Origin of the sequence: Promicromonospora sp. NPDC023987 (assembly GCF_040639055.1) — a bacterium.
In the GTDB taxonomy this organism is placed as follows: domain Bacteria; phylum Actinomycetota; class Actinomycetes; order Actinomycetales; family Cellulomonadaceae; genus Promicromonospora.
Genome location: NZ_JBEZZF010000040.1, coordinates 1 through 16,465 on the forward strand (window position 1 = coordinate 1; position 16,465 = coordinate 16,465).

Here is a 16,465-nt window from a genome sequence, read left to right on the forward strand (position 1 = left end):
ACCCACAGCCCGGTACTCAGACGGCCCCCGCCCGGGTTCTTCGAAACCGTCAACAATAACTCCTGCCCCCAAATCATCTGGCTACGGTACCCGAAGTCATTCTCGAAGCGGACCTCTGCTGGCAGACCCCGGCCTGCACGGGGCGCCGGTCCGGGTGCGAGACTGTCCAGCGTGTCCGACGCCCCCATCCACCCGCTTCTCGACGTGCTCCTCGCCGGCGGCGCGCGCGCCGAGCGGCTGACGGCGTCCCGCACGTTCCCGGAGCGCACGGCGGAGCACCTGGACTGGCCCCGCTGGGCAGACGCGACGGTGGTGCAGGGGTACCGGCGGCTCGGGGTGGACCGGCCGTGGACCCACCAGGCGGTCGCCGCCGACCTCGTCCACCAGGGTCGGCACACCGCACTCGCGACGTCGACGGGATCGGGCAAGTCGCTGGCGTTCTGGCTGCCGGCCCTGTCCGCCGTCCGGACGGCCGCGGCCGCCGCCACGCTCGATCCGGGCAACATCGAGTCGGCGCACGTCCGCCCCACGACGATCTACCTCAGTCCCACCAAGGCGCTGGCCGCCGACCAGCTGAGCGCGCTCGAACGTGTCCTCGACGCAGCGGGTACGCGTGACGTCCGCGTCGCGACGTGCGACGGCGACACCTCGCGTGAGGAGCGCTCCTGGGTACAGGACCACGCCGATGTCGTCCTCACCAACCCGGACTTTCTCCACTACTCCCTGCTGCCGAACCATCGCCGCTGGTCGCGGCTCCTGAAAGGGCTGCGGTACGTCGTCGTCGACGAGGGACACGCCTACCGCGGTGTCTTCGGCGCGCACGTCTCCCTGGTGCTGCGGCGGCTGGCGCGCCTCGCGGCGCGGTACGGGGAGGGCTCGCCCACCTTCGTTGTCGCCTCGGCGACGACGGCGGAGCCCGCGGTCAGCGCGGCCCGCCTCATCGGCGTATCGCCCGACGACGTCACCGCGGTCACCGACGACGCCTCACCCTCCGGGCGTCGCACCGTGCTGCTGTGGCAACCACCCGAGATCACGGGCTGGCGCCCCCCGGCCGACGGCGACACCAGCGCCGAGGTCGGCAGTCTGCACCGAGATCGGTCCAGTGATGTGCCGACCTCGATGCAACGAGCCGACCTCACCGAACCGGACCCCTGGGCCCTGCCCGCCGCGGAGCCGGACCCCGAGGCCGAGGCGGTCGCCACCGAGGCCCCGCCGGAGCACCCCCGGCGGTCCGCCACCGCCGAGGTCGCCGACCTGCTCGCCGACCTGTCCGCGGCCGGGGCTCGCAGCCTCGCGTTCACCCGGTCCCGTCGCGGCGCGGAGTCGGTGGCGCAGCAGGCCCGCGACCACCTGCGGCACGCCGCCCCCGACGCCGCCCGCCGGATCGCCGCGTACCGGGGCGGCTACCTCCCCGAGGAGCGCCGCGAGCTGGAGCAGGCGCTCCGCAGCGGCGACCTGCTCGGCCTGGCGACGACCAACGCCCTCGAGCTCGGCGTGGACATCTCCGGCCTGGACGCGGTCCTCATCGCCGGATGGCCGGGCACCCGCATGTCGCTGTGGCAGCAGGCGGGCCGGGCCGGGCGGGCGGGCGCGGACGGCCTGGTCGCCTTCGTCGCACGCGAGGACCCGCTGGACACCTACCTCGTGACCCATCCCGAGGCGGTGTTCGACGCCCCGCTCGAAGCGACGGTGTTCGACCCCGCGAACCCGCACGTGCTCGCACCGCACCTGTGCGCGGCGGCCCAGGAGGCACCCCTGCGCGCGGAGGATCTCGTGGCGTTCGGCGATCCCGCCCACGTCCGCGAGATCCTGCAGGTGCTGGTCGCCCGGGGAGCGCTCCGACGTCGGACGTCCGGGTGGTACTGGACCCACCACCAGGCCGCCGCCGGCCTGACCGACCTGCGCGGAGCCGGCGGGACCCCCGTACGGGTGGTGGAGCAGGGAACCGGCCGCATGCTGGGCACCGTCGACGCGGCGTCGGCGGACGGCCAGGTCCACGACGGTGCCGTCTACGTGCACCAGGGCACCACCTACGTGGTGGCGCACCTGGACCTGACCGACCACACCGCCGTCGTGCAGCGGCGCCGGCTCGACTACGGCACCTGGTCCCGTTCGGTCATGTCGGTGGCCATCGAGGGCTGGGGCGAGGACGTAGAGGAGGCCGACGCCGGCACGCAGCGCGGGGACGGCCCCGGCCATGACCTGGTCACGCAGGAGTGGGGGCCGGTCACGTGGGGCCTCGGGCCGGTCGAGGTGACCTCGCAGGTGGTGAGCTTTCAGCGGCGCCGCGTCCCGGACATGCAGGTACTGGGTACGGAACAGCTCGAGCTGCCCGAGCACACGCTCGGCACGGTCGCGGTGTGGTGGTCGGTACCAGAGTTCGTGCTGCGGGCCGCCGACATCTCCCCCGAGGAGACGCCGGGTGCGCTGCACGCCGCCGAGCACGCGTCGATCGGTCTGCTGCCGCTGCTCGCGACGTGCGACCGCTGGGACCTCGGCGGGGTGTCGACGGAGCTGCACCCGGACACGGGCGAGGCGACGGTGTTCGTCTACGACGCCTATCCAGGCGGTGCGGGCTTCGCGGAACGCGCCTACGACCTGGGCGCGACGTGGCTCCGGGCCACCCGCGACGCGATCGCCGCCTGCCCCTGCGCCGACGGGTGCCCGGCGTGCGTGCAGTCGCCGAAGTGCGGCTCCTACAACGCGCCGCTCGACAAGGCAGCCGCGGTGCGGCTCCTGGACGCCGTGCTCTCCCACGACCCGCGGAGCGCCGCGCTCACCGACGCCCGCTGACCGCCACCGGGCAAGAATTCCTTACCGGAAGGTAACGGAACGGTATTCCCCAGGTGGCATTCAGTCGATACGGTGCCTCTGGCCAGGCCGTCCGTCGCGAAGGAGCACGCCATGCGAGTCCACCACGTCCGGGCGAAGCGGGTCGCCGCACTCGTCGTCACCGCACTCACCGGGCTCGCACTGGCGGCGGGAACTGTCCCCGCCGGAGCCGCCCCGTCCACAGCTGCCGCTGCGGGCGCGGTACCGCTCGCGGCGGCGGAGCCCGGCGCGGCGAAGCCCCGCGCGGCGGGCGAGCCTGGCCCGAGGGTCGAGGCCGAGCCCCGGGCCGGGATCGGAACTGGGGCCGAAGCCGGCGGGGACGCCGCTGCCCTTGGCGACGACGGCGCCACCAGGGCCGTCTACGACTACGCCGGGGCGATCCGCGAGTCGGTGAACGTGATCGCCCCGGACCTCGACGGTGACGGCGACCTCGAGGAGATCCGGGCCGACATCATCCGGCCGGCCGAGCTCGACGGCGTCGCCGAGGTGCCCGTCGTGATGGACGCCAGCCCGTACTACGCCTGCTGTGGCCGGGGCAACGAGAGCGAGCTCAAGCAGTACGACGAATCAGGTGACCCCACGCTGTTCCCGCTGTACTACGACAACTACTTCGTACCCCGTGGGTACGCCTACGTTGCGGTCGACATGGCCGGGACCGGTTGGTCCACGGGCTGCACGGACCACGGCGGGCGCTCCGACGTGCTGTCGGTCAAGGCAGTCGTGGACTGGCTGAACGGGAACGCGAGCGCCGTCGACCCGGATACCGGAGAACCGGTGGTCGCGGACTGGACCACCGGAAAGACGGGAATGCTCGGCAAGTCCTACGACGGGACGCTCGCCAACGGTGTGGCCGCGACCGGGGCAGAGGGGCTGGAGACGATAGTGCCGATCGGCGCGATCAGCTCCTGGTACGACTACGACCGCGCCCAGGGTCTGCCGTTCTCGGCGAACTACCCGCGCTTCCTGATGAGCTACGTGGCCAGGAACCGGCACGTCCCGACGGACTGCGCGGCGATCACGGAGGAGCTGAACGCGGCGGCCGACGACGCCTCCGGTGCGCACAACGCCTTCTGGGACGAGCGTGACTACCGCTCCGGCCCGGTCTTCGACGCGTCGCAGGTGACGGCCAGCGTGTTCGTCGTGCACGGCGCACAGGACACCAACGTGGACACGCCGAACTTCTCCCGCTGGTGGACGGCGCTCGGTGAGCAAGGCGTGGAGCGCAAGCTCTGGCTCACGCGGCTCGGGCACGTCGACCCGTTCGACTCGGATCGCGCCGAGTGGGTGGACACGCTGCACCGCTGGTTCGACCACGAGCTGCTCGGTGTGGACAACGGGATCACCGACGAGCCGGCCGTGCGGGTCGAGGTGACGCCGAACGAGGTGGTCACCTCGGACACGTGGCCGGTCACCGACCGCACGGCGCGGCTGCGGCCCGGCGCCGACGGCAGCCTCGCGCTCGGCGCGCGCGGTCGGAGGGCCGACGTCGGCTGGGTGAACGCTCCCCGCCAGAGCTTCAATGCCGCCCTGACCGCTGGCGCCAACCCGAACCGCCTGTTGTTCCGTACCGGAACGCTGACGTCGGACCTGCGTCTGTCCGGGGCGGCGGCGGTGACGACCACCGTGACCCACGGGGCGCCGACAGGGCAGATCACCGTGGGGCTCGTCGACTACGGCGTGCTGGACCGGGTGCTCGGCGCGGGTGACGGGGCAATCACCCTCCCGACCGAGTCGTGCTACGGCGAGTCGGCCGGGATCGACGACGCCTGCTACCGCGACGTCATCCGGAACATCGGGTCCACCGAGCTGCAGGTGCTCGGGCGCGGCTGGGCCAGGCTGGACGGCGCAGGGACCCACACCCTGACCGTCGAGATGCAGACCAACGACGTGGTGGTGCCCGCGGGGCACCAGCTGGGGCTGGTGATCATGGGTACTGACCGGGGCGCGACCGTGACCGTGGACCGCGCCGCCACGCCGTACTCGATCGACCTCCGCAGGACCAGCCTGCAGCTGCCGGTGTCCGGACCGATGACGAGCTTCGCGCCGGGCCGGAGCCTGGTGCCGGCCGCCGACGAGGTGAGCCGGGATTCGCTGCTCCCGGAAGAATCGGTGACGGTCCCGCGCTGATCACCTGGGTTGTGGGCGCGATCGTCGCGCTGTCCGGGACACCTGCGCGCAACCATCGCGCCCACAACCACTACTCGCCGAGGCGCTTGAACGGGGTGGTCGAGAAGACGACCTCGACGGCGACGCCGAAGTACTCGGCGATCCGCAGCGCGAGGTGCAGCGACGGGCTGTACTCGCCCCGCTCGAGGTACCCGACGGTCTGGTAGTGCACCCCGAGCGCGTCCGCCAGCTCACGCCGCGAGACGCCGCGTTCGGCACGCAGCATCGCTATGCGGTTGTGGACGACGTCGGACTGCTCTGCCACCAACTCAGTACCCCTGGCTCATGTAGCGCTCTCGTGCCGCCGCCACAGTGGAGCCCGACTCCCTCCGGGCCATCCTGCGGAGCACGATCGGCGCGAGCACCATACCCAGGACCGCCCAGGCACCGAGCACGGCGAACATCTCGAGCGTGCGCCATGACTCGCCGATCTCCACCGAGGCCATGGCGTCCGGCAGCATCGCGGACCGGGCGCCCAGCCCGAGCCAGTAGTAGGGGAACGCCTGCCCCACCCACTGCAGCCACTCGGGCAGCGCGGTGATCGGGTAGAAGATGCCCGACGGCACGATGAGCAGCATCGAGCCGAGGAACAGCAGCCCGGACTGCGAGGCCCGCTTCAGCAGCGAGCCGAGCGCGACGCTGATCGGTACGGTGGCGAGCATCCCGACGACGAAGAGCAAGATGAGCAGCACGACGGTACGAGCGTCCAGCCGCAGGTCACCCGCCACGGCGAAGGCCGGGATGACGAGGAAGACCAGGCTGACCGCCGTCGTCAGCGCGAACATGAGGATCTTGCCGACGAGGTAACCGATCATGCCGTTGGGCGTCGCCTTGGCCCGCAGGAGCGTGCCGTCCTCCCGGTCGACCGCGATGGTGCTGGCCGGGCCCGTGAGACCTCCGAAGGCGATCGACATGCCGACCAGGCTCGGCAGCACCATGGCGCCCAGCGCGAAGTCGGTTCCTGGGACGGTGCTGCCCCGCATGAAGAGGAGGACCACCATGTAGATCAGGGGGAAGGCGAAGTTCCAGACGAGGTCGCCCGGCTCTTTGAGCGAGTACTTCGTCTCGAGCCAGCCGCGGGACAGTCCGGCACGGACGGCCACCCAGCGCGCCTCGGTCTGTGTGGTCGTGGTCATGACGGCACCTCCTCGTTCTGCTCGGGCTGGTTCGTCGTGGCCCGGCTCGTCTCGGCCCGGTGCACGAGTGACATGTAGGTGTCCTCGAGGCTGGCCCGCTTGACCTCGAGGTCCATGACGCCGTCGTTGTGGGCCAGGAGCTCACGGACGAAGCCAGTGGGGTCGCCCTCGGTCACGGCGTGGACGTGCCTGCGCCCCTCGGCCGTCCAGCGCACCTCTGCCTGGGTGGTCAGCTCGCGCGCGAGCTGTTCCGCGGAACCGTTGGCGACGATCGTGCCCTCGTCGAGCACGAGGATCCGGTCGGCCAGCTTCTCGGCCTCGTCGAGGTCGTGCGTGGTGAGCAGGACCGTCGTGTTCTCGAAGTCGGCCAGGCGGTGCACCAGGTCGTGGAACTCCCGCCGGGCGTGCGGGTCGAAGCCTGCCGTCGGCTCGTCGAGGAAGACGAGCTCCGGCCGCCCGACGATCCCGATCGCCACGTCCAGGCGCCGGCGCTGCCCGCCCGAGAGCGTCTGGACCTTCGCGCGAGCGTGTTCCGTGAGACCGACCACCTTGATCAACTCGTCCACGTCCCACGGCCGCCTGACCTCGGCGGTCGAGTAGGGGCCGTAGAACCGCGCGAGGTAGCCGAGCAGATCCCGCACCCGCCATCTGCCGTGGTCCCGCCACGACTGGAGGACGACGCCCAGCCGGGCACGCCACGCCTCTCCGGCATGTGCCGGGTCCTCTCCGAGCACCGCCACCTCGCCGGCCGACCGCATACGGAAGCCCTCGAGGATCTCGATGGTGGTGGTCTTACCGGCGCCGTTGGGGCCCAGCAGGGCAAGCACCTCGCCCCGGCCGGCCGTGAACGAGACCCCGGTGAGCACGTCCTTCGTCCCGTATCGCATCCGCAGGTCACGCACGTCGAGCGCCACATCGCCCGACGGCGGGGGCACCTCCGGTGCGCTCATCGCATCCTCCATACTTTTCATAGCAGTGATACTACGTTTCGTAGCGGAGGCATGTCATCCCATTTCTCCGGTCGGTGCCGGTGGTCCAGCAGCCCGTGGCCCGGCCCGTGCGGACGCTCCGGCTTTCCCCAGCACGCCTCCCGGACCGCTCGCCTCTCGCGTCACCACGACGCGCACCACACCTCCGCCGAGCACCTCGCACGACGCGATCTCGGCCCCGTTGCGTGCCACGGCGCCACCCGCCGTGCCGCACGAATCGAATCCGTCCCGCAGGGCGGTGGCCCCGGCAAGGGCACCGAGATCGGCGGCGGCCTGCGCCACCCCACGGGCGTTCTGGGCGGCGCCGAGCGCCGCGATCCCGACCGCGAGCAGCAGGACCGCAGCGACGATCCCCAGGACCAGGACCGTGCCGGCGCCACGTTCGGGGTCACTTCCGGCGCCACGTTCGGGATCACGCCGGGATTCACACGCGGAGCCGCGCCGGGAGTCACGCCCGGCCGCGCGTCGTCCGGCCCTCATGGCTCGACCCATGCCGCCGCCGTCCCCGTAGCCCGCAGCGGCCCGGACAGCCAGCCACCCGCGACGGGCCGCGTGACCGTGACCCGGACCCACTCGCCGTCGTGCGCGAGCACCACCTCCGCCTCCGGACCACCGACCCTCGCGACGACCGCGCTCACCACCGCCTCCTGTTCGCCGATCGCGACCGCCCGCGCCCCCGCGCGGGCCGCGTCCATGGCACGCATCTGTGCCGTGGACGCGGCCGCGAGGGTGAGCACGGCGACGAGCACGAGGATCACGACGGGCAGCCCGATGGCCAGCTCTGCCGTGACCGTCCCCCGCTCCGACTCACGCTCCGCCATGGGTCAGCCGATCGAGAGCGCCGACTGAACCAGCGACGTCAGCATCGCCTTCACGTCGCCGCCCTTCAGGATGGCCAGCAGCGCACCGGCGAACCCGGCAGCGGCGAGCGTCGCGATCGCGTACTCGGCGGTCGCCAGTCCTCTCTCCGACTCGCGCTCGTCGACCTCCGCCTGCGACCGGTCCTCCGGGTCAGGGCAGGCCACCGCCGTCGTCATCGTCATGTCTCCTCCATCTCCGCCCGTGTCCGGGCATCCCGGCCCGCACGCGGGCCATCTGTACGGCCCGCTCCAGCGGGCCCCGGCCGCCGTGTGGCGGACGGCGTCGGCGCACGACAGCACGCCGAAGCTCTCTCTTTGCCGCGCGACGCGGCAGGTGCAGCGGGGCAGCAGGCGCTGCGGGCGCAGCCGACTCAGCCGGCGAGCAGGCCGATCCCCAGCGCCAGCAGCACTGGGACCAGGCCCACCAGCACGAACGCGGGCAGGTAGCAGGTCCCCAGCGGGAGCACGAGTCGCACGCCGAGCCGAGCGGCAGCCGTCCTGGCCGCACCCCTCCGCTCGTGCCGCACCTCCTCGCCGGCAGCCCTGAGCGCCGCGCCCGGCGCCGCGCCGTCCAGCCAGGCGCCGCGCAGCGCCCGGACCATCGGCTCGAGCGCCGCCGGGGTGCCGGCCCACGCGCGCTCCCAGGCCGCTCCGAGCACCAGCGCGTGGGCGGCCCGGGTCAACGCCGCACCGTCGGCCCCGCCGACCGCCACACCGGTCGCCTCCAGCGCCCTCGGCACGCCGGCTCCGGACCGCACGGCGGCAGCCACGAGCTCCAGGACGACCTGGATGTCCACACCGGGCTGATCGATGCCCCGGGCAGCAGCCACCAGCCGGTCCGACCAGACCCGACCGGTCACGAGCAACACCAGCCCGAGGCTCACCGCCACGGTGCCGATGCCGCCGTCCGTCGCCGTGGCCACCGGGTCGGCGCCGAGCCCCCAGCCGAGGAAGCCTCCGGCGATCGGCAACCACATGAGCAGCCGCCCGGTCGTCCGCGGCCCAGCGAGCGCCGCGTCCCGCTCCGCCCTCGACTCTGCCTCCGCGACAAGGGTCCCTGCGACCTGCTCGAGGACCCGCCCGAGCGGCGCGCCGACGTCGAGCGCGAGCCGGGTCGCCGCGACCACGGCCTCCGCATGCCGGACCCCGAGCACCTTGGCGAGCCCCTCGGTGTCCGGGACACCCGTGAGATCCGCGGTCACCCCAGCGGCACGGGACCAGGACAGCCCGGGCGACGAACCGGCCTTGAGCAGGGCGACGACCTGCATCACGAGCACCCGGACGTCGCTGCCAGGACCGCGTTCGGCCCGGAGCCTGCGACTCTGCCGTGCCGCGGACGCGCGTCCGTGCGCCAGCGCCGCACCAGCCGGCATTCCGCCGGCCGGGGCGGGCCCCTGGCCCGAAGGACCGAGCACCTCGCGCAGGCGACGCGCACCGCGTGCCAGCACCAGCCAGGCACCGATCGCGACCAGCAGCCCCACACCGAGCGACTCCACCGCCCTCACCACGGCCCGTACCTGCCCGCCAGCTCGGCCCACCCGTCCGGCTCGACCTCGCACCCGCCGCTGCCGTCCCACCATGCGACCGTCCGGACCGAGAGCTCCCCGCCCGGCGCGCGCCCCACCAGCCCGATCTCCGCGAGGTACCGAGCACCGTGCGACCGCCGGAGGTGCAGCACCACATCCAGCGCGCCGGCAGCCTGGGCGGCCACCGCCTCGCGCGTCATCCCGGCCAGCCCGGCGAGCGCCTCCAGCCGGGCCGGCACCAAGGCGACGGCGTTGGCGTGCAGGGTCGCGAACCCGCCGTCGTGCCCGGTGTTCATCGCCATGAGGACCTCACGCACCTCGGCGCCCCGGCACTCGCCGAGGACTATCCGGTCGGGCCGCATGCGCAGCGCGTTCCGGACGAGGTCCGCGAGGTCGACCGCGCCTGCGCCCTCGACGTTGGCTCGTCGGGCAGCGAGGTGCACCGCGTGCGGGTGCGCGGGCCGCAGCTCACGCGCCTCTTCGACCGTCACCACGCGCTCGTTGTGGGGCACCAGAGAGAGCAGCGCGGCGAGCAACGTCGTCTTCCCGGTGCCGGTACCACCGCTGACCAGCACGTTCGCCCGGCGCAGCACGAGCGAGTGCAGCAGGCCCGCCCACTGGCTCGGCAGCGCGCCACCGGCGACGAGCTCGTCGAGCGTGAACGCGCGGTTCCGGAGTACCCGAAGCGAGATCACCGCGCCCGCCTCGGCGAGCGGTTCCAGCACGGCGTGCAACCGGGTGCCGTCGGGCAGCCGGGCGTCCACGGTCGGGCAGGCGTCGTCGAGCCGCTGGCCGCCGAGCGCGGCGAGCCGGACCGCGAGCGCCCGCACACCGGTGGGCGTCCCGAGGCGCAGCGGCACCTGCTCGAGCCCGGCACCGCGATCGACCCACACGTCGTCGGGTCCGTTCACCAGCACGTCGGTCACGTCCGGTGCGTCGAGCAGCGTCTGCAGCGGGCCGGCGCCCGTGAGCTCGGCGCGGGCCGCGCGTTCCAGGTCCCGAAGCGCATCGGACCCGAGCACCCGGCCGGAGTCCCGTACCGCGTCGCGGACGGCGGCGTCGGCACCGGTACGACCCGTCGCGAGACGGGCACGGACGTCGTCGAGCAGCGTGGCCGCACCCGCCGGAGCACTCACAGCACACCTGCCGCGTCGGTCGCGAACCGGCCGAGCGTGGCCCGGTGGGACATCGCCGGCCCCTCGCCGCGCTCGATCGCCCGGGCGAGCCCCGCGTCCCTGCTCATCGCCGCGATGACCGGCAGGCCCAGGGCGGCCGACACGTCGTCCTCGTCGACCGATCCCGGCGCCGGGCCGCGCACGACCACGCGAACGTCCGGCACGCCGGCGCCCCGCAGCGCGTCGCGCACCCGCTGGGCGCCGACGGTCGCCGGCAGCGTCAGCGGGACCACGAGCAGCGCCGTCGCGCAGCGGGCCAGCAGGGTAGGCACCGCCTGGCCGGCACTGGCGGGCGCCTCGGCCGCAGCACCGACGCCGCGGCGCGTGGCGGTGCCCCAGCCGCCCGGCCGGGGCAGGTCGAGCACCAGGGTCTCGCCCGCCCGGACGAGCCCGCGGCAGACGTCGAGCACCACGTCGTCGTCCGGCGGCGGACCCGATGCCGTGCCGCTCAGGACCGGCACGAGGCCCCAGCGGGGCAGCGCCGCCACCACGCCCGTGCCCTCGACCTCGCCGCGTGCCCCGATCAGGTCCGGCCACCGTGCCCCGCGCCCGCCGTCGGCCCCCAGCAGCAGGTCGGTACCCGGTCCGTGCGTGTCGAGGTCCACGAGCGTGGCGCGTTCACCACCCCGACGCAGACCGTGGGCGACGCACGCGGCCACCACTGACGTACCTGCCCCACCGCACGCCCCGACCACGCCGATCATCCGCCCCTGCTCCGACGCCGTGCCGCCCGCTGTGCTGACCATCGCCGCCTCCCCCGCCCGGCTGTCCCGGACCTACGCCGGGCACGCTGCCCGGTCTCCACCCCGGGCGGACTGCCCGGGCTCCGGAACCAGGTTGGGCGTTCGGCGCCGCGCCGGCGCGGCCCTCCGGCGCGGCTGTGCACAGGCTGGGGAAAGTGGTGCCTGTGGTCGGGTTCCTTCGACCGCGCCGCCGTGAGGAGGGTCTGCGAGCCGGCCCGACGAATTTCATCCCGAGTGCGGAAACCCCCGGAGGAGACGGTCGTCGACAGGCTTGCCCCGTTAGGCTCGTCGCGTGACCGAGCAGGCTCCTCAGATCGCCACTCGACCGCTGTCGCACGCCCCGCGTACGGCCGCGTTCTTCGATCTCGACAAGACGATCATCGCCACCAGCTCGTCGGCGGCGTTCTCCAAGCCGTTCCTCGCGGGCGGGCTCCTCTCGCACGCCGACGTGCTGCGCAGCGCGTACGCCCACTTCGTCTTCATGATCGGCAATGCCGACGCCGACCAGACGGAACGGATGCGTGCCCACCTGTCGTCACTCGTCACCGGCTGGGACGTGGAGAAGGTCCGGCAGATCGTCACCCAGACGGTGCACGAGCTCATCGACCCGTACGTCTACGCCGAGGCGGTCGAGCTCATCGCCGGCCACCACGCGGCAGGACGGGACGTGGTGGTCGTGTCGGCGTCGGCCGCCGTGCTGGTCGAACCCATCGCCGCGGTGCTGGGCGCGGACCACGTCCTCTCGACGCAGATGACCGTCGACGACGGCCGCTTCACCGGCGAGATCGACTTCTACAACTACGGCGACAACAAGGCCGTGGGTATCCACCGGCTCGCCGCACGCGAGCAGTACGACCTCGCGCAGAGCTTCGCCTACTCCGACTCCATCACGGACGCCCCGATGCTGGAGGCCGTCGGCAACTCATACGTGGTCAACCCGGACCGGGGGCTGCGGCGGAGGGCGGCGCAGGCCGGCTGGGGCGTCCTCGCGTTCACCCGTCCGATCGCGCTGCGCCCGCGCATCGAGCCCGCCCCGGTCATCGCGGTGGTCGGCGCGGCCGCGCTCGGAGTCACCGTCTGGCTGATCTGGCGAGCTGCCCGACGCCGGTCCCGACGACGGCTCGGGAACCACTGAACGCGCACGTCCCGGTCGACCGATCTACCGCTTCAGGTCAAGCCAAGGCAAGGCCGAAGATTTTCCCAGCCAATTGCCGACATGACAGGAATTGGCAATTGTGAAGATGAGTCCGCTCCAGTTGCTTTTGTTAGCAGAAGGCAGTGTGATTGTGTTCACAGCAAGCATTCAGGGCGGAAGGGACCGTGCCCTGGGGACCGAAAGGGTGTTGACCCGATCGGGCAGCAAGCGAAGTGCACGGTCACCCCACCCAGCTGGTGAGAGCGGCATCCGGCTTGAGGATACTCCCGGGCGTCGTACTCGTAGACCGAGATCTCGCCACCGCAGTGGCCGGGCCCTCGCACTTCCGGATCGCGAACGGAAAATGCGAGGAGCCCGGCCGCACGGCGAATCGTTTCGCGGAATGCAACTCGGCTGAAAAAGAATCACCGTGCTCGACATTCCTCCCGGCGCCAAACGCCGCAGGTAACAGGAATCGCGCTCGTCGCACCCACCGCCACCCCGCCGGTCACCGCCACGGCGCACGCGTGTATTGCGGCTGCATTCCCACCCCTGAGCTCACCGGCAGCACGCCGATCTGCGCACGCAGCGCGTGTGCGGCGCGCAGCGGCCAGTACGGATCACGCAGCGCCTCACGGCCGAGCAGGACGGCGTCCGCCGAACCCTCCACCAGGATCTGCTCGGCCTGGGCCGGCTCGCTGATGAGACCGACCGCGCTCACCGGCAGCCCGGTCGCCTCCCGGATCCGGCGTGCGTGCGGCACCTGGTAGCCCGGTCCGACGGCGATGGACGCCGGTGCGACACCGCCCGTGGACACGTCGATCAGATCCGCACCGAGCGTGCCCAGCCGACCGGCGACCGCCGCGACGTCGTCCACCCCGAGACCGTCGTCGCGCCAGTCGGTCGCGGACATCCGCACCAGCACGGGGAGCTCGGCCGGCCATGCGGACCGCACCGCCTCCACCGTCTCCGCGACGAGCCGCGCGCGGGCGTCCGCGGACCCGCCGTACTCGTCCGTGCGGTGGTTCGCGATCGGTGACAGGAACTGGTGGAGCAGGTACCCGTGGGCCGCATGCACCTCGACCGCGTCGAACCCGGCCGCCCGTGCGCGGCGGGCGGCCGCGGCGAACTGCTCGGGAACGTCCGCCACCTGTGCGGCCGTCATCTCCGCCGGGGCGGCGTACCCGGGAAACGCAGCGGCCGATGGACCAAGGGTCGGCCACCCGCCGTCGGCCACCGGCACGGTGCCCTGCTCCGGGGACCACGGCCGGAAGGTGGACGCCTTGCGCCCCGCGTGCGCGAGCTGGATACCGATGCGCGCCCCGCGCTCGTGCACGAAGTCGACTATGCGCTTCCAGGCGGCGGTCTGGTCGTCGTTCCAGATCCCGGTGTCCTGGGGCGAGATACGGCCCTCGGGCACGACGGCGGTCGCCTCCGTCAGCACCAGCCCGAACCCACCGACAGCGCGGGCGCCCAGGTGCACGAGGTGCCAGTCGTTCGGTATCCCGTCGGACGCTGAGTACTCGCACATCGGTGCCAGCCAGACCCGGTTGGGGACGGACAGGTCGCGGAGGGTGATCGGGTCGAAGAGGAGGCTCACGAAACCCACCAACGCGGCCGGTCACCGCGCCATTCCGAGGCAGCCGGCCCGAATCTCAGGACGTGACACGGGATTGTGAGGACTGTCACCGTGCGGGACTACACTCACCGGGCAGAGAGAACGTCAAGGCAGCGCCAAGTGCCTGCCCGAACGAAACGCGAAGACGCGCACCGGAGGTCACCGTGACAGACACCAACCCGACGTCGGATCCGGCATCCGGCCCCAGCCTCGAAAATCTGCTGCACGAGACCCGCAGCTTCCCCCCGAGCGAGGAGTTCGCGGCGCAGGCCAACGCGAAGCCCGACCTGTACGAGAAGGCGGCGGCAGGCGCCGAGGAGTTCTGGGCCGAGCAGGCCAGGGAGCTCGTGACCTGGCAGACCCCGTTCACCGAGACCCTGGACTGGAGCGGTGCCCCGGTAGCCCGGTGGTTCGGGGACGGAACGCTGAACGCCGCGTACAACGCGGTGGACCGGCACGTCGAGGCGGGTCACGGCGAGCGGGTGGCCATCCACTTCGAGGGCGAGCCGGGCGACACCCGCACGGTCACGTACGCCGACCTGCAGCAGGAGGTGTCCCGTGCGGCGAACGCTCTCGCCACGCTGGGCGTCCGGACCGGTGACCGCGTGGTCATCTACCTGCCGATGCTCGTTGAGTCGGTAGTCGCCATGCTGGCGTGCGCGCGCCTCGGCGCACCGCACTCCGTAGTCTTCGGCGGCTTCTCCGCCGACGCCCTGCGCAGCCGGATCGCCGACGCCGAGGCCACCCTGGTGGTCACGGCCGACGGCGGATACCGCCGCGGCGCGCCGTCGGCCCTCAAGCCTGCCGTCGACGAGGCCCTCGCCCCCAAGGAGGGCGCACCGGAGACCTCGGTGCAGAAGGTGCTCGTCGTCCGGCGCACCGAGCAGGAGGTCGACTGGGTAGAGGGCCGTGACGTGTGGTGGCACGAGGCGCTGGCCGCCGCGGACCCGGTGCACGAGCCGGTGGCCGTCGAGGCGGAGCACCCGCTGTTCATCCTGTACACGAGCGGCACCACCGGGAAGCCGAAGGGCATCCTGCACACCACCGGCGGCTACCTCACGCAGACCGCCTACACCCACAAGTACGTGTTCGACCTCAAGCCGGAGACCGACGTCTACTGGTGCACGGCGGACGTCGGCTGGGTCACCGGGCACTCCTACGTGGTGTACGGGCCGCTCGTGAACGGCGCCACGCAGGTCCTGTACGAGGGCACGCCTGACACCCCGCACCGCGGGCGCTGGTGGGAGCTCATCCAGAAGTACAAGGTCTCCATCCTCTACACGGCCCCGACGGCGATCCGCACCTGCATGAAGTGGGGCGACGACATCCCCGGCGAGTTCGACCTGTCCTCCCTGCGCGTCCTCGGCTCGGTGGGCGAGCCCATCAACCCCGAGGCGTGGATGTGGTACCGCCGCGTGATCGGCGGCGACCGGACCCCGGTCGTCGACACGTGGTGGCAGACGGAGACCGGCGCCATCATGATCAGCCCGCTCCCTGGCGTCACCGCTGCCAAGCCCGGATCGGCGCAGGTCCCGCTGCCCGGCATCGCGGCGACCGTCGTCGACGACGAGGCCAAGCCCGTGCCCGACGGCGGCGGCGGGTACCTCGTCCTGTCCGAGCCGTGGCCGGCCATGCTCCGCGGCATCTGGGGCGACCTGGAGCGCTACAAGGAGACGTACTGGTCGCGGTTCGAGGGCCTGTACTTCGCCGGCGACGGCGCCAAGAAGGACGACGACGGCGACATCTGGCTGCTCGGCCGGGTGGACGACGTCATGAACGTGTCCGGCCACCGGCTGTCCACCACGGAGATCGAGTCGGCCCTCGTGTCGCACGAGATCGTGGCGGAGGCCGCCGTCGTGGGCGCCGCCGACGACACGACCGGGCAGGCCGTCGTCGCCTTCGTGATCCTGCGGGGCGACCACGCGAACCGGGCGGCGACCCCGGAGGGCGCCGCCGCGGTGCAGAAGGAGCTGCGCGACCACGTGGGCAAGGAGATCGGCCCGATCGCGAAGCCCAAGAAGATCCTCGTGGTCCCGGAGCTGCCCAAGACGCGGTCCGGCAAGATCATGCGCCGCCTGCTGCGCGACGTCGCCGAGGACCGGACCGTCGGCGATGCCACGACCCTCGCCGACTCCTCGGTGATGGACCTGATCACCGCGGGCCTGGCGACGCCGTCAGCCTCGACAGAAGACTGACCCCCTGCCCCGTTGAGTGCTGGGTATTTGTGGCTGATCCAGCCGGGAACTCACAAATAGCCAGCACTCAACGCGGTGTGCAGGAGGATG

The 16,465-nt window shown here is 72.5% G+C and carries 14 protein-coding genes; 4 read left to right on the plus strand and 10 right to left on the minus strand.

Annotation, left to right across the window (positions count from 1 at the left end):
- Positions 1-171: 171 nt before the first annotated feature.
- Both AB0F40_RS17425 and AB0F40_RS17430 read left to right on the plus strand, forming a co-directional pair.
- Positions 172-2,793, plus strand: a complete 2,622-nt coding sequence (locus AB0F40_RS17425; protein ID WP_357470073.1) for a DEAD/DEAH box helicase — start codon at positions 172-174, stop codon at positions 2,791-2,793.
- 111 nt (positions 2,794-2,904) lie between these two features.
- A complete protein-coding gene (locus tag AB0F40_RS17430) occupies positions 2,905-4,959 on the plus strand; it encodes a CocE/NonD family hydrolase (protein ID WP_357470076.1) in 2,055 nt (684 codons plus the stop codon).
- A gap of 70 nt (positions 4,960-5,029) precedes the next feature.
- Here the strand turns inward: AB0F40_RS17430 and AB0F40_RS17435 are convergent, their stop codons facing one another.
- The 9 genes from AB0F40_RS17435 to AB0F40_RS17475 form a co-directional block, all read right to left on the minus strand.
- Entirely contained in the window at positions 5,030-5,263 is a 234-nt protein-coding gene (locus AB0F40_RS17435) for a helix-turn-helix transcriptional regulator (protein ID WP_357470079.1), read from the minus strand.
- Positions 5,264-5,267: 4 nt separating this feature from the next.
- Positions 5,268-6,134: an ABC transporter permease gene (locus tag AB0F40_RS17440; RefSeq protein ID WP_357470081.1), complete on the minus strand. Its 867-nt coding sequence runs from the start codon at positions 6,132-6,134 to the stop codon at positions 5,268-5,270.
- Positions 6,131-7,084, minus strand: coding sequence for an ABC transporter ATP-binding protein (locus tag AB0F40_RS17445; RefSeq protein ID WP_357470084.1), 954 nt, complete (start codon positions 7,082-7,084; stop codon positions 6,131-6,133). The genes AB0F40_RS17440 and AB0F40_RS17445 overlap by 4 nt, the downstream gene beginning before the upstream one ends.
- 54 nt (positions 7,085-7,138) lie before the next feature.
- Complete coding sequence (locus AB0F40_RS17450) at positions 7,139-7,603, minus strand: Rv3654c family TadE-like protein (RefSeq protein WP_357470087.1); 465 nt, start codon at positions 7,601-7,603, stop codon at positions 7,139-7,141.
- A complete protein-coding gene (locus AB0F40_RS17455; RefSeq protein WP_357470091.1) occupies positions 7,600-7,944 on the minus strand; it encodes a TadE family type IV pilus minor pilin in 345 nt (114 codons plus the stop codon). Before AB0F40_RS17455 ends, AB0F40_RS17450 begins: the two co-directional genes overlap by 4 nt.
- Before the next feature lie 3 nt (positions 7,945-7,947).
- On the minus strand, positions 7,948-8,166 hold the full coding sequence (locus AB0F40_RS17460) for a DUF4244 domain-containing protein (RefSeq protein WP_357470094.1): 219 nt from the start codon (positions 8,164-8,166) through the stop codon (positions 7,948-7,950).
- A 188-nt stretch (positions 8,167-8,354) separates the two neighbouring features.
- On the minus strand, positions 8,355-9,491 hold the full coding sequence (locus AB0F40_RS17465; protein ID WP_357470097.1) for a type II secretion system F family protein: 1,137 nt from the start codon (positions 9,489-9,491) through the stop codon (positions 8,355-8,357).
- A complete protein-coding gene (locus AB0F40_RS17470) occupies positions 9,485-10,645 on the minus strand; it encodes a TadA family conjugal transfer-associated ATPase (RefSeq protein WP_357470100.1) in 1,161 nt (386 codons plus the stop codon). The genes AB0F40_RS17465 and AB0F40_RS17470 overlap by 7 nt, the downstream gene beginning before the upstream one ends.
- Complete coding sequence (locus tag AB0F40_RS17475) at positions 10,642-11,430, minus strand: pilus assembly protein FlpE (protein WP_357470103.1); 789 nt, start codon at positions 11,428-11,430, stop codon at positions 10,642-10,644. Before AB0F40_RS17475 ends, AB0F40_RS17470 begins: the two co-directional genes overlap by 4 nt.
- A gap of 289 nt (positions 11,431-11,719) precedes the next feature.
- Between AB0F40_RS17475 and AB0F40_RS17480 the strand changes: the two genes are divergently transcribed.
- A complete protein-coding gene (locus AB0F40_RS17480) occupies positions 11,720-12,562 on the plus strand; it encodes an HAD-IB family hydrolase (protein WP_357470105.1) in 843 nt (280 codons plus the stop codon).
- A 508-nt stretch (positions 12,563-13,070) separates the two neighbouring features.
- Here the strand turns inward: AB0F40_RS17480 and AB0F40_RS17485 are convergent.
- On the minus strand, positions 13,071-14,162 hold the full coding sequence (locus AB0F40_RS17485) for an NADH:flavin oxidoreductase/NADH oxidase (protein WP_357470107.1): 1,092 nt from the start codon (positions 14,160-14,162) through the stop codon (positions 13,071-13,073).
- Between the two features lie 182 nt (positions 14,163-14,344).
- Between AB0F40_RS17485 and acs the strand changes: the two genes are divergently transcribed.
- Entirely contained in the window at positions 14,345-16,375 is a 2,031-nt protein-coding gene (gene acs / locus AB0F40_RS17490; RefSeq protein WP_357470110.1) for an acetate--CoA ligase, read from the plus strand.
- Positions 16,376-16,465: the final 90 nt, after the last annotated feature.

Bases quoted from the DNA above. Each gene is read 5' to 3' on its own strand.
- AB0F40_RS17445 (WP_357470084.1), bottom strand. From the start codon at position 7,084: ATGAGCGCACCGGAGGTGCCCCCGCCGTCGGGCGATGTGGCGCTCGAC.
- AB0F40_RS17460 (WP_357470094.1), bottom strand. From the start codon at position 8,166: ATGACGATGACGACGGCGGTGGCCTGCCCTGACCCGGAGGACCGGTCG.
- AB0F40_RS17475 (WP_357470103.1), bottom strand. From the start codon at position 11,430: ATGGTCAGCACAGCGGGCGGCACGGCGTCGGAGCAGGGGCGGATGATC.
- AB0F40_RS17430 (WP_357470076.1), top strand. From the start codon at position 2,905: ATGCGAGTCCACCACGTCCGGGCGAAGCGGGTCGCCGCACTCGTCGTC.
- AB0F40_RS17455 (WP_357470091.1), bottom strand. From the start codon at position 7,944: ATGGCGGAGCGTGAGTCGGAGCGGGGGACGGTCACGGCAGAGCTGGCC.
- AB0F40_RS17440 (WP_357470081.1), bottom strand. From the start codon at position 6,134: ATGACCACGACCACACAGACCGAGGCGCGCTGGGTGGCCGTCCGTGCC.
- AB0F40_RS17450 (WP_357470087.1), bottom strand. From the start codon at position 7,603: ATGAGGGCCGGACGACGCGCGGCCGGGCGTGACTCCCGGCGCGGCTCC.